General features: G+C 68.1%; 13 protein-coding genes. 10 read left to right on the top strand and 3 right to left on the bottom strand.

Annotation, left to right across the window (positions count from 1 at the left end; all coding sequences use genetic code 11):
- Positions 1 to 37 precede the first annotated feature (37 nt).
- A complete protein-coding gene (locus tag QTI45_RS15115; RefSeq protein ID WP_286654946.1) occupies positions 38 to 988 on the top strand; it encodes a LysR family transcriptional regulator in 951 nt (316 codons plus the stop codon).
- Positions 989 to 1,013: 25 nt separating this feature from the next.
- Here the strand turns inward: QTI45_RS15115 and QTI45_RS15110 are convergent, their stop codons facing one another.
- Positions 1,014 to 1,742 (bottom strand): TetR/AcrR family transcriptional regulator, encoded by a 729-nt coding sequence (locus QTI45_RS15110; protein ID WP_286654945.1) that lies wholly within the window; start codon positions 1,740 to 1,742, stop codon positions 1,014 to 1,016.
- A gap of 170 nt (positions 1,743 to 1,912) precedes the next feature.
- On the opposite strand from QTI45_RS15110, the gene QTI45_RS15105 reads away from it, so the two are divergent.
- Entirely contained in the window at positions 1,913 to 2,956 is a 1,044-nt protein-coding gene (locus QTI45_RS15105; protein ID WP_286370739.1) for an AraC family transcriptional regulator, read from the top strand.
- Positions 2,957 to 2,959: 3 nt separating this feature from the next.
- On the opposite strand, the gene QTI45_RS15100 is transcribed toward QTI45_RS15105, so the two are convergent.
- Complete coding sequence (locus tag QTI45_RS15100) at positions 2,960 to 3,346, bottom strand: LysR family transcriptional regulator (protein ID WP_286654944.1); 387 nt, start codon at positions 3,344 to 3,346, stop codon at positions 2,960 to 2,962.
- Positions 3,347 to 3,527: 181 nt separating this feature from the next.
- Positions 3,528 to 4,805, bottom strand: a complete 1,278-nt coding sequence (locus tag QTI45_RS15095) for a porin (protein WP_286654943.1) — start codon at positions 4,803 to 4,805, stop codon at positions 3,528 to 3,530.
- Between the two features lie 297 nt (positions 4,806 to 5,102).
- Here QTI45_RS15095 and QTI45_RS15090 point away from each other — a divergent pair, with 297 nt between their 5' ends.
- The 8 genes from QTI45_RS15090 (at position 5,103) to QTI45_RS15055 (ending at position 12,868) form a co-directional block, all read left to right on the top strand.
- Positions 5,103 to 6,002: a LysR family transcriptional regulator gene (locus QTI45_RS15090; protein ID WP_286370742.1), complete on the top strand. Its 900-nt coding sequence runs from the start codon at positions 5,103 to 5,105 to the stop codon at positions 6,000 to 6,002.
- A 134-nt stretch (positions 6,003 to 6,136) separates the two neighbouring features.
- Positions 6,137 to 7,138: a Bug family tripartite tricarboxylate transporter substrate binding protein gene (locus tag QTI45_RS15085; RefSeq protein ID WP_286654942.1), complete on the top strand. Its 1,002-nt coding sequence runs from the start codon at positions 6,137 to 6,139 to the stop codon at positions 7,136 to 7,138.
- A 113-nt stretch (positions 7,139 to 7,251) separates the two neighbouring features.
- Positions 7,252 to 7,944, top strand: a complete 693-nt coding sequence (locus QTI45_RS15080) for an RraA family protein (protein WP_286654941.1) — start codon at positions 7,252 to 7,254, stop codon at positions 7,942 to 7,944.
- Entirely contained in the window at positions 7,941 to 8,855 is a 915-nt protein-coding gene (locus QTI45_RS15075; RefSeq protein ID WP_286654940.1) for an NAD(P)-dependent oxidoreductase, read from the top strand. Before QTI45_RS15080 ends, QTI45_RS15075 begins: the two co-directional genes overlap by 4 nt.
- A 32-nt stretch (positions 8,856 to 8,887) precedes the next feature.
- A complete protein-coding gene (locus tag QTI45_RS15070; protein ID WP_286654939.1) occupies positions 8,888 to 9,907 on the top strand; it encodes an MBL fold metallo-hydrolase in 1,020 nt (339 codons plus the stop codon).
- A gap of 151 nt (positions 9,908 to 10,058) precedes the next feature.
- A complete protein-coding gene (locus QTI45_RS15065) occupies positions 10,059 to 10,976 on the top strand; it encodes a tripartite tricarboxylate transporter substrate binding protein (protein ID WP_286655134.1) in 918 nt (305 codons plus the stop codon).
- Between the two features lie 5 nt (positions 10,977 to 10,981).
- On the top strand, positions 10,982 to 11,926 hold the full coding sequence (locus tag QTI45_RS15060) for an amidohydrolase family protein (protein ID WP_286654938.1): 945 nt from the start codon (positions 10,982 to 10,984) through the stop codon (positions 11,924 to 11,926).
- A gap of 18 nt (positions 11,927 to 11,944) precedes the next feature.
- Positions 11,945 to 12,868 (top strand): SMP-30/gluconolactonase/LRE family protein, encoded by a 924-nt coding sequence (locus QTI45_RS15055; RefSeq protein WP_286654937.1) that lies wholly within the window; start codon positions 11,945 to 11,947, stop codon positions 12,866 to 12,868.
- Positions 12,869 to 12,946 lie beyond the last annotated feature (78 nt).

The raw sequence follows: 12,946 nt of genomic DNA, 5'->3' as shown, positions 1-12,946 counted from the left end.
CCTGAATTCATTGTTCAATTTGATGAACAATGGATGCATGGAAGACCGAAATGTCGAATCGCTCTGGACCCACGTGCACTGGCTGGTCGTGCTCGGCCAGCAAGGCAGCTACACCGCCGCCGCGGCTCGCCTGGGCGTCAGCAAGGCCTCCGTGAGCCAGAACATCGCCGAACTCGAGCGCTCCGCCGGGGTCGCGCTGGTGCGCCGCACCACGCGCAGCGTGCGACTCACCGAGGCCGGGCAGCGGCTCGCCGACGAGGCCCGCGAGCCCTACGAGCGCATCGCGCACACCTTCGCCAGCGTGCGCGACCTGGCGGGGTCGCCGCGCGGGCTGCTGCGGGTGACGGCGCCGGTCGCGCTGGCGCGCCAGCAACTCGTGCCGCGCATCGCGGGATTCCTGCGAGCGAATCCGCAAGTGCGGCTGGAGCTCGACCTCTCCGACCGGCTCAGCTCGCTGGCCATGGAAGGCTTCGACCTCGCGATCCGCCATGCCGCGGCGGTGCCCGACACCCATGTCGCCTGGAAGCTCTGCGAGACCCGATCGGTGCTGGTCGCCAGCCGGGCCTACCTGCGGCACCGCACCGCGCCGGCCGAGCCGGGCGACCTGGGCGCGCACGACTGCCTCTACTACCCGCGTGCCCACGACGTCCCGACCTGGACCTTCCAGTCCGAACGGCGCGGCGCTTCGGAGCGCGTCACGGTGCCGGTCGCCGGGCCCCTGGCGGCCAACAACAGCGAGGCGCTGCGCGACGCCGCGATGACCGGGCTGGGGATCGCGCTGCTGCCCGACTTCAGCGCCCAGTCGGCCCTGAAGTCGAGGCGCCTGGTCAGGGTGCTGCCGCGATGGACGCCGGTCGGGACCTTCGCCGAGCATCTCTACGCGATCCGCCCCTATGCCAGCCATGTGCCGCTGGCCGTCACCGCGTTCGTGCAGTTCCTGCGCGACGCGTTCAAGGACGGCTTCCAGCAGTTCGATGGCGACGAATGACAGCCGACCGGCCGCCTTCGCAAGACTACCGGGCCGCGCCCCGCAGGCACATGCGCATTAAGGTCGCCAGTTCGCAGCGGAAGACCGCGTCCGACGGTCCCTCGGTGCGTCCGCGCGCCGAAGGATGGAAGAGCAGGCGCTGCTGCAGCAGTCCGAAGGCGGCCCTGATCCCGATGCTGGCGCGCGACTCGGCCTCTGCGCCGCGGCGGCCTGCGCTGGTGGCGTGCATGGCGGCGACGAAGCACCTGGACGCATGCTCCATGTTCTGGGCCGCCCGCTCATAGACCTCCCTGTCGCCCAGCACCAGCACCGCCGTGAGCAGGTGCCGCTCGAGGCGGTAGCAGTCCGCCAGCTGGGTGCAGAACGCGTCGATCAGCTCGTCGAGCGGCCGGTGGCGCCATCGGGCGGGGTCGAGCAGCAGGTCGAGGTCCACGAACATGCGCTCGCGCAGCGACTCGTGCAGGGCCGCCAGGATGCTGTGCTTGTCCTTGAACCTGCCGTAGATCGTGGCAACGCTGCATTCGGAGCGGGCCGCGATCTCGGGGATGGAGATCTCGTCGAAGGGCCTGGTCTTGAGCAGGGCTTCCAGTGCGGCCAGCACACGCTGCAGACTGCGCTCGCTGCGCGCCTGCTTGGGCGCAGTGACCCGGTCGATGCGCCCCACGACGGCGAGATCATGCAGCCTCGCGCGGCGCGCCTTCGGCCTGCGGTCGTCGACCGGGGGCGAAAGGACCTTGCGCGAGGAATGGACCATCCGGGATTATGGCCACGGCGGGAGAGGCCGAAGACAGCGTCCGCGATAACGGGTTTTCCCTAGTCGGATGTCATGCTTGCGTCATAATCAATATCCGAATGCAGTTCCAGTTTCATGCTCGACCGACACCGACGCGCTCCCGCCCTTCGCGGCCGGCCGAGGCCTGAACCATGAGCGGCACCGCCGAGGCGACCATCCCGTTCGTGCACCCGATCTATGTGCGAAGCGTCCTCGACTGCCTCAACAGCCGCGGCGTGCGCCCATCGGCCGTACTGGCCAGTGCCGGACTGACCTGGAAGAACCTGTTCGACGGCCAGCGCTGGGTCGACTTCTCGGTCTTCCGTCGCTTCGCCGCCCACGCCATCCGCCTGAGCGGCGAGCCCGCGCTGGGCCTGCTGGCTGGCTCCATGCTGCTGCCCTATCACAGCCCCATGGGGATCGCGGCAGTGACCAGCGACCGCCTGGGCGATGGCCTCCAGTTCGCGAACCGGCATGCGCGCCTGATCTTCCGGACCCTGGACTTCCAGATAGCCACCGAAGCCGGATGGAGCACGCTCAGGGTCAGCCCCTCGCGCCCGCTGTGCGAGACGCATCTGTTCGTCATGCAGTCCATCGTCGTCGCCTACTGCCGCCTGCTGGAGGCCATGCTGGGACGACCGGCCGACGAACTGCGGGTCGGCCTGCCCTATCCGCGCCCGTCGGGCCAGGACGAGCCCAGCCTGAGCTATGTCCGCAGGGTGGAGTTCGACCAGAGCTGCCTGTGGTTCACATTGCCCGCGCCCCTGCTCTCCACGCCCTCGGCATTGGCCGATGAGAAGACTTTCCTGGCTGCATCGGAAGATTGCCGGAAGATGGAAGCCGAGCTCGGCCACGCCGACTTCATTCATCAGGTCCGGCAGGTGCTTGCCGAGAGGCTGACCAGCAATCCGGAACTGGCGGAGCTGGCCCCGGACCTGGGGATCTCTTCGCGCACGCTGGTTCGAAGGCTGGCCGAAGCGGGCCTGAACTACTCGGACGTCAAGGACGACATCCGCAAGACCCATGCGGCCTGGTATCTGCAGCACACCGAGCTGACCATGGAAGCCATCGCTTCGCAACTCGGATTCAACGACCCGACGAACTTCAGCCGGAAGTTCAAGAACTGGTACCAGGTTCCTCCGAGCCAGATGCGAAAGGCCCTCAGGAGCGGCGCTGGCCAGGCAGACAGCCGATAGGCGCTAGGCGACGGCGCCGAACTGGCCGGCGTCGTGGCGGCGGCTGGCACGCGTTGCATCCACTCGGGCGGGAAGACTCGCAGGGCTGCGCAGCAGCGTCCTCTTGGCGGCGGCAGCACGCGGCATCGCGCCGACGCTTCCGGCATAGCCGATCGTCTCGTTGACGCGCGAGAGCAACTCGGCACAGCGCTCGCTCAGGTCGATGCCGCTCTGCGTCAGCAGGACCTTGCGGGTGGTGCGCAGGATCAAGGGGGTGTGGAGCATGGCTTCGAGCCTCGCGATGCTCCTGCTCACGCTCGACTTGTGGATCTGCAAAGCATCGGCTGCCAAGGAGAAGCTGGTGAGCGCAGCGACGTAGGCGAAGATTCGCAGATCGTTGAGGTCGATCATCTTCTCTGCCGCCTGGCTGCTTGGGATCCTCTGCTGCATTCGATTCTCTCTCTTGCCGATCCTGGCCTTTGACTCTGAACGACCTGTGCGTGAATGGGTTGACGCAAGAAATGAAGCAGGCCGCCCGACCTCGGTCGGGCAGCCTGCGCCTACTCAGTCGATGCGACCTGCATCGCTCGGATCAGAACGAGTGGCGGATGCCGAGGTCGTAGCCGGTCGAGTTCTTCGGGGTCAGCGTGCCGGTCAGGGCACTGGTCGTCGTGTAGAAGGCCGGGCCGCCAACGGTCAGGTCGGCGCCGTTCTTGTTGCTCACGCGAGCCACCGTGGCGTACAGGGCCGTGCGCTTCGACAGGTTGTGGACATAGCCCAGCGCGAACTTGTCAGCCTTCGGATCGGGCTGGAAGCCGAACACCTGGTTGATGTACGCGCCGGTGTTCTTGTAGTCAACTGCCGAGTACGAAACACGGATCAGGCCAGGACCGACCGGAACGGTGGCACCGATCAGCCAGCCTTCGGCGCCGGGTTCACGGAAGCCGAACGGATTGGTCGCGCCGGCGACGAAGTTCGACGAGGTGTCCTGCTTCAGCTTGGCGTCCGAGTATTCACCGAAGAGCTTGACCACGCCGAAGTCGTACGAAGCGCCGAGGTTCCACGTGTTCAGGTTGTTCGTGGTGCCGGCGAAGTAGTTCGAGGCGATGGTGCTCTGGCCGTAGGCCAGGGCGACGTCCAGCGGGCCCTTGGCGTAGCCGATGCGACCGCCGGCATAGCGGCCGGCACGTTCATTGCGGCCGGCTTGCGTCGGGTTGGCGATGAAGGCCGAAGCGCCGGGAGGCGTCAGCGTGCCCGGGTCGTAGCTGGTCTTCTCGTTGAACGCGTACATGACCTGGCCATAGAAGCCGCCCAGGTTCGGCGGCAGGAAGAAGCCGATCGAGTTGCTGGCGCGGAAGTAGGTCGTGTTGGCGGTGAAGCCACCTTGCGAGATCGTGCTGCCCGGGTTGTTGTAGCCGTTGGCGGTCGAGATGATGTTGGTGCCGACGCCGTTGGTGCCGAACGGATCGAACACGGTGTCGTTCCAGAAGGTCGGCGTGAAGTCGCGACCCAGGCGCACCTCGCCGAATGCGCCGGACAGGCTCACGGTCGAACGACGCTGCCAGTTCTGGCCGCCGCCGGTAGCTGCACCGGTGCCGTCGTCGTTGTTCAGGGCACCTTCGAGCCAGAAGCTGGCTGCCAGGCCACCACCGAGGTCTTCCGTGCCACGGAAGCCCAGACGGCTGGAGTTGTAGCCCGAGTTGCGCAGAACCGTCTGGCTGGTCGTGACGTTCTGGCCCAGAGCGCCTTCGCTCTTGTTCGAAAAGCCGCTGATGGTCGCATCGACGATACCGAACAGGGTGACCGACGATTGGGCCGAAGCCATGCCGGCAACAGCCAGGGCAGCCAGGGCGACTAGAGATTTTTTCATTGCAAGTTTCTCCAAGGTTAAACATAGGGCACCGGTGCGACGGACTCACCGTGACGGGCACTTCGTGCTCCCACCGGACCCCGGGCCAACCTCCTTTCGGGAAGCTGTCGCTATTGCATTCGAGCGCTCAGGCCGCCTTCAAAGTGGGTATGCAACATCGAGCCAAACCTATGCAAGATCGCCTGCTGTGCGCCGCATTCGTTGTCAGCTCGCTACAAGGAGATGGCTTGTGATACTTTCCGCCAACCTTCCTGGAGCCCGGGCCGCGCCACCTGCCTCCCATCACGGAGAAAAATCTTGGATCTGCGCGACCTGCAGTATTTCGAAGTCATCGCCGAACTCGAGCACATGGGGCGTGCGTCGGAGCGGCTGCATCGCACCCAGCCGGCGCTGACGAGTTGCATCCACCGGCTCGAGGAGGCGTGCGGCGCGTCGTTGTTCGAACGCAGCGGCCGAGGCATTCGCCTGACCGCCGCGGGTCACGCCCTGCTCAAGTGGGCGCAGCGCACACGCTTCGACGTGGAGAGCGCACGGCGCGAGATCGGCGACATCGGCCGCGGCCTGAGCGGTCACGTCAAGGTCGGCATCGTGCCCACCGCGGCGCAGTTCCTGCTGCCGCCCGCGGCGCGCGACCTGATCCGCGAAGCGCCCGGCATCACGCTGCAGACCACGGTCGCGCTGGTCGACGTGCTGAAACCCATGCTGCGCGCCGGCGCCATCGACCTGATGGTCGGAACCGAAGGCACCGGCGAAGCCGGGTTCACCTCTCACCCGCTGGCGGAAGACCAGATCGTGGTCGCCGCGGCCGAGACGCACGAGATCTTCGGCAAGCCCAGGCCCACCCTCAAGGACCTGGCGGCGTACCGATGGGTGCTGCAACCGCCCGGCGCCCCGACGCGCGACTGGCTCGACCAGACTTTCGATCGACAGCACCTGCCGCGGCCGGTCGTGCAGGTCGAGAGCACGATGCTGCTGATGCTGCCCGCCTTGATCGGCGAGACCGGATTGCTCAGCTTCATCTCCAGGCTCCACCTGCAGGCCGGACGCTCCGGCGCCTCGCTGCGAGAGGTCAAGGTGAAAGGCACCACGATGCGCCGGCGGATGGTGGTGACCTACCGCGAGAACGGCTACGTATCGCCTGCCGCCGAGCGGCTGATCGAATTGCTGGCCCGCTACGCCAAGGCATCGATCGCCTGATACCCCAAGTCGAATCTATGAATTGCAATAAATAATCGATTGGACGCCAGGTCCCCGGCCGCGAATACTTGACCCCAGTGAACGCACCGTCTCCTTTTCGGAGCGGGCAGTTCCCCACACTGGAGACAAGCCGAATGAACCTCTTCCACGCCGGCGGCGCCTCGCGCCGCCTCGCCATCGCCGCCACCCTCGTCGCCGCCGGCGCCAGCCTCATGGCCGGCTCCGCCCTTGCGCAGGCCTACCCGTGGCGGCCGATCAAGCTGATCGTGCCTTTCCCCGCGGGCGGCGGCACCGACCTCATCGCGCGTGAAGTGGCCAACAAGGTCGCCACCTCGAACGGCTGGTCGATCATCATCGACAACAAGCCCGGCTCGGGCGGCAATCTGGGCGTCGACGCGGCGGCCAAGGCAACGCCCGACGGCTACACGCTGGTGCTGGGGCAGACCAGCAACCTGGCGATCAACCCGACGCTCTACGCCAAGCTGCCCTACAGCCCCGAGAAGGACCTGGCGCCGGTGGTGCTGGTGGCCAGCGCCCCGCTGGCGCTGGTGGTCGCCGCCGACTCGCCCTACAAGTCGCTCGCCGACGTGGTGGCCGCCGCCAAGGCCAAGCCCGAGACGCTCAACTACGCGAGCTCGGGGAGCGGCACGGTGGCGCACCTGGCGACCGAGCTGTTCCAGAAGACCTCCGGCGTCAGGTTCACGCACGTGCCCTACAAGGGCGCCGCGCAGGGCTCGACCGACCTGATCGGCGGCCAGATCCAGATGTACATGTCGTCGGTGCCGACGCTGATCGGCTACATCAAGAACGGCAAGATGCGCGCCATCGCCGTCACCTCGCCCAAGCGCACGGCCGACCTGCCGTCGGTGCCCACCGTCGCCGAGTCCGGCTACAAGGGCTTCGAGGCCGTGACCTGGTTCGGCATCGCCGGCCCGGACGGCATGCCCAAGGATGTGATCGCCAAGCTCAACGCGGCGTTCAACAAGGCGCTCCAGGATCCCGAGGTGAAGAAGAAGCTCGCGAGCCAGGGCGCCGACGTGCTCGGCGGCACGCCGGAGCAGTTCGGTGCACTGATCCGGAGCGACATCGTCCGATGGGGCCAGGTCGTCAAGGAATCCGGCGCCAAGGTCGACTGACTCTCCAATTCCCCCAAGCCTGACGAAACGCTGAAGGCCAGGCCGGTGACCGCACCGGCCTCGGCCCGGCGCAGCCATGCCCGCCTCCCGCCTCCACTCAACGAAAGAAGCCCATGTCCTCCTCCGCTCTGCCCGACATCATTCGCGATTTCGAACGCGTCCCCTCGCATATCGTGGCCCAGGCCGCCGAGCTGCAGCCGGCGATCCTGGCCGACGTGGCCGGCCGACGCGGCGCGCTCGACGGCCGCATCAAGGCGCTGAGGCCGCGCATGAAGCTGGCGGGCACGGCGCTCACGGTCGAGGTGCGGCCCGGCGACAACCTGATGATCCATGCCGCCATCGCCATGGCGAAGCCCGGCGATGTGCTGGTGATCGACGGCAAGGGCGACCAGACCTCGGCCTTGATGGGCACCATCATGATGACCGCGTGCAAGCAGCTGGGCATCGCCGGTGTCGTGATGGACGGGGCCTGCCGCGACAGCCTCGAGATCGACGAGATGGACTACCCGGTGTTCTCGGTCGGCACCAACCCGAACGGGCCGACCAAGAACATCGGCGGGCGCATCGGCCACCCGGTGTCGATCGGCGGCGTCACGGTGCACCCCGGCGATTTCGTGATCGGCGACGGCGACGGCGTGGTGGTGGTCGAGCGCGAGAAGATCGAGGCGCTGCTGCCGCTGGCCGCGAAGAAGGTCAGGGACGAGGCGGCGCGCATCGCCGCCATCAAGACCGGCGACACGGCGGCCAAGTGGCTCGATGCCGCCCTGCGCAGCGCCGGCGTGCTGAAGGAAGGAGAGACGCTGTGAGCGCGGTCCTCGTCACCGGCGCCGACCTCGCGCCGCAAGCCCTCGCACTGCTGAAGGACCACGAGGTGATCTTCGCCGGCAAGACGCCGACCGAGGACGACATCGTGGCGCTGAGCGGCAAGCACAACCCCGTCGCCATCATCGTGCGCTACAGCAAGGTGGGCGCGGCCGCGATGGATGCCGCGCCGGCGCTGAAGGTGGTCTCCAAGCACGGCAGCGGCACCGACACGATCGACAAGACCGCCGCCCGGGCGCGCGGCATCGATGTCGTGGCCGCCGTCGGCGCCAATGCCGCGGCGGTGGCCGAGCAGGCCCTGGCGCTGCTGCTGGCCTGCGCGAAGTCGGTGGTCGCGCTCGACGCGCGCATGCACGCCGGCCACTGGGACAAGGCCACGCACAAGAGCGTCGAGCTGGCCGGCCGCACGATCGGGCTGATCGGGCTGGGTGCCATCGGCCTGCGCTTCGCGCGGATGGCCGACGCGCTGGGCATGCGCGTGATCGGCTTCGATCCCTATGCGCAGAACCTGCCGGACTACATCGCCAGCGTCGATCTGGAGACGATCTGGCGCGAGTCGGATGCGATCTCGCTGCATTGCCCGCTGACCGAGGCCAACGCCCGGCTGGTCGACGCCGCGACGCTCGCGCGATGCAAGCGCGGCCTGATCCTCGTGAACACCGCGCGCGGTGGCCTGGTCGACGAGCAGGCGCTGCTGTCGGCGGTGCGCTCGGGGCAGGTGGCGAGCGCGGGCCTGGACAGCTTCGCGGTCGAGCCGATGGCGGCCGGCCATCCTTTCCAGGGCGAAAAAGGCTTCGTGCTGAGTCCACACATCGGCGGCGTCACCAGCGATGCCTACGTCAACATGGGCGTCGCCGCCGCCCGCAACGTGCTCGACGTGCTGGCGCGCGCCTGACGCAGCCATCAGGCAGGAATGGAGACAAGCTCATGACTTCCCCTACGCAACGCAGCTTCGGACTGTGCCTCCTGGCCAGTGTTGCCGGCCTGTGGGGCTGCGCCGGCACGCCGAACCCGGCGGCCGCGCCTTCCGAGGCCACCGTCGCCGCGCACGTGCAGGCGGCCACGAAGGCGGCTGGCACCGACCTGGGCGAGGTGCTCACCCTCTGCAAGGCGGCCCCGGCCACGCGTGCGGGGCAAGAGGACATGGACAGGGGGCTGCTCGCGCTGATCAACAAGCCGGCACCGCCGCCCGGCCAGGCCTTCGACAAGCTGTACTTCGTCGGCGGCGACTGGGCCAGTGCCTGGGCCATCGACACGTCCGAGGGCATCATCCTCATCGATGCGCTGAACAACCCGGCGGAAGCGGCCGCGCTCATCGAAGGCGGGCTGCGCAAGCAGGGGCTGGATCCGGCGCGCATCCGCTACATCATCGTCTCGCACGGGCATGGCGACCACTACGGCGGCGCGCCCTACCTGGCCCAGAAGTACGGCGCCCGCGTGGTGATGAGCGACGTGGACTGGACGATGACCGAAACCCGGCTGGAGTTGGCCACGCCCATCTGGGGTGCGCCGCCCAAGCGGGACATCTCCGTCAAGGACGGCGACCGCATCACGCTGGGCGGCACCACCGTCACGCTGTACCTGACGCCCGGTCACAGCTGGGGCACGCTGTCGCCGGTGTTCGACGTGGCCTGGCAGGGCCAGAAGCATCGCGTTCTGCTGTGGGGCGGCACGGGCTTCAATTTCGGCAAGGACATTCCGCGCCTGGAGGCCTACAGCGACTCCGCGCAGCGCATGGCCGGCATCGCCCGCAGCCAGGGCATCGACGTGATGCTGTCCAACCACTCTCGCGTGGATGGCTCGCAGGCCAAGCTGGCGAAGCTGCGCCAGGACGCACGCGCGCCGGCCAATCCCTTCGTGGTGGGCTTGCCCACGGTCGAGCGCACGCTGACGGTGATGAACGAATGCGCGCTGGCGCAGCGGGACCGCTTTGCGCTGATGCCCTGAGCGGTCGCCGCCCCTTTCCCGAGCGAGCCCGCAGGCGGCGCTCGGCCTCGCCAGCCGTTCCGAGCTGTCTCTTTTCCATACCATCCAGGAGATTTCAGTGGACTCTTCCAGACTTTCGTCGATCCGCCGAGCCCTCGTCGCCACGCTGGCGATGGCCGCCGTTGCCGCGCATGCCGCATACCCTGAGCGGCCCATCACCCTCGTCGTGCCCTACGCTCCGGGTGGGGCCGCGGACGCGATGGCCCGCGTGCTGGCCGCCAAGCTGGGCCCGAAGCTGGGCACCAGCGTGGTGGTGGACAACCGCGCCGGCGCCAGCGGCACCATCGGCGCCGCCTATGCCACCAAGGCCGCGCCGGACGGCTACACGGTGCTGTATGACGCAACGCCCTACGCCATCAACCCGCATCTGTTCCCGCGCATGCCCTATGCGGCCGATGCGCTGCAGCCGCTGTCGCTCGTGCTGACCATGCCCAACATGCTGATCACCAAGGCCGACTCGCCCTACAAGTCAGTCCCCGACCTGGTGGCCGCCGCCAAGGCGCATCCGGGCAAGATCAATTTCGCCTCCGGCGGCAGCGGCACCGTGCAGCGCCTGGCAGCCGAACTCTTTCGCCAGAAGCTCGGCCTGGACATGGTGCACGTGGCCTACAAGAGCGGCGGCCCCGCCATCACCGACGTGATGGCCGGTCAGGTGGACTTCATGTTCGCCACCGTCGCCGCCAGCTACCCGCTGGTGTCCTCCAGCAAGCTGCGCGCGCTGGCGGCCACGTCGCCGAAACGCTCGCCTCGCCTGCCCGACGTGCCCACCGTGGCCGAGACGGTGGTGCCCGGCTACGAGGCCTCCGAGTGGAATGGCATGCTGCTGCCGGCCAAGACGCCGAAGGACATCACCGAGAAGCTTCAGAAGGCGCTGGCCGAAGTGCTGAAGGACGATGAAGTGCTGCAGCGCATGAAGGAGCTCGGTGCCCAGCCGGTGGGCTCCAGCGCTGCGGAGTTCACCGAGTTCCTCAAGAAGGAAAACGCCAAGTGGGGCGAGGTCGTCCGAAAGGGCGACATCAAGCTGGACTGATCACCGTGAACATCGCTGTCGCGCCGTCGCCGAGCTCATCGCCGGTGCCGTCGATCCTGCTGCCGGTGCCGCATTCGGCCGGCCTCGGCAGGCCGGGCTTCGCCCTGTCGCCGCTGGCCTGCGACAGCCACATGCACATCTTCGACACGCGCTTCGCGTCCTCGCCGCACTGGCAGCGCCAGCCACCTTCGGCGCCGGTGCAGGCTTACCGCCAGCTGCAGGCCCGTCTGGGCACGCAGCGCGCGGTGGTCGTCACGCCGTCAACCTACGGCACCGACAACCGCTGCACGCTCGATGCGCTGGCGCAGATGGGTGGCAGCGCGCGCGGCGTGGCCGTGGTGGGAGAAGATGTCACCGATGCCGAACTGCAGCGGCTGGACGCGCACGGCGTGCGTGGCCTGCGCGTGAATTTCGTGACGCCGCAGTCCTGGGGCGTGACGACGCCGCGCATGCTGGCCACGCTGGCCGGCAAGGTCGCCGGGCTGGGCTGGCACATCCAGGTCTTCGCGCACCCGGAGCAGCTGCTGGACATGGCGGCGCTGCTGAAGAGTCTGCCGGCGCCGCTGGTGGTGGACCACATGGCGCGACTGGACCCCGCGCGCGGCGTGACCTCGGAAGCCTTCGCGCTGCTGCGACACTTGCTGGACGACGGCCGCACCTGGATCAAGCTCTCGGGCGCGTACATGCGCTCCGCCGTCGGCGGCCCCAGCTACGCCGACACCGTGGCGCTGGGGCAGGCGCTGGTTGCACATGCGCCGGCCCGCATGCTCTGGGGCAGCGACTGGCCACACACCACCGAGACACCGGGCACCGTCGACGATGCCGCACTGGTGGAGTTGCTGAGCCGATGGTGTGCAGGCGATGCCTTGGCCCTGCACCGTATCCTGGTCGACAACCCCGAGCGGCTGTACGGCTTCGAAACGCCGGCCGGCACGACCCTCACTTCCTGAGTTCCCGGAGCTGCCCGCATGTTTCTCCTTCAACCGCCTTCTGTGTGCGAACTCACCCTGTTCAGCACCATGCCCGATGAATTCCGCAGGCCTCGCCGCAGCGACTGGGCGGACGCCAACCGCGGTCGCACGGCCACCGATTCATTCCTCGAGGGCCCGGTGTTCGACGACGCCGGCAATCTCTACGTGTCCGACATTCCGTGGGGCCGCATCTTCCGCATCGATGCACAGGGGGCCTGGACGCTGGTCGCCGAGTACGACGGCGAGCCCAACGGCATGAAGTTCCTCGACGCGAACACGCTGCTCATCACCGACTACAAGAACGGCCTGATGCAGCTGGACGTGGCCAGTGGCCGCGCGACGCCATTTCTGGCGCGACGCAACAGCGAGCGCTTCAAGGGCGTGAACGACCTGGTGTTCGACCGCGCCGGCAATCTCTACTTCACCGACCAGGGCCAGACCGGCCTGCACGACCCGACCGGCCGCCTGTACCGCCTGACGCGCGACGGCCGGCTGGACCTGCTGCTGGGCAACATCCCCAGCCCCAACGGCGTGGCCTTGTCGGCCGACGAGAAGGTGCTGTACCTGGCCGTGACGCGCGGCAACTGCGTCTGGCGGGTGCCGCTGCTGGCCGACGGCAGCGTGGCCAAGGTGAGCCAGTTCTTCACGTCCTACGGCCCCAGCGGCCCGGACGGCCTGGCGGTCGATGCCCAGGGCCGCGTGATCGTGGCCAATCCGGGGCTGGGCCTGGTCTGGGTGCTCAACGCGCGCGCCGAGCCGGTCGTGGTGCTGCGCGGGCCGGCCGGGGCGTCGACGACCAACGTCGCCTTCGGCGGCGCGGATCGCTGCACGCTCCATGTCACCGACTCGACCCACGGCAACATCCTGGTCGCGCGCCTCGATGCGCCCGGTTTGCCGCTGCACCGGGCCCGCGAAGGCTGACCGGAAATTCCCGCCGCCCGCGGATGCTGGTACAACCCGGGTGCCGCGCCATCGCGGTCGACTTCGCAGAGGGCACCC

Source organism: Variovorax saccharolyticus (assembly GCF_030316765.1).
GTDB lineage: Bacteria > Pseudomonadota > Gammaproteobacteria > Burkholderiales > Burkholderiaceae_C > Variovorax > Variovorax saccharolyticus.
The sequence above is the reverse complement of the archived record's forward strand: the minus strand, read 5'-3'. Positions and strand labels throughout refer to the sequence as shown.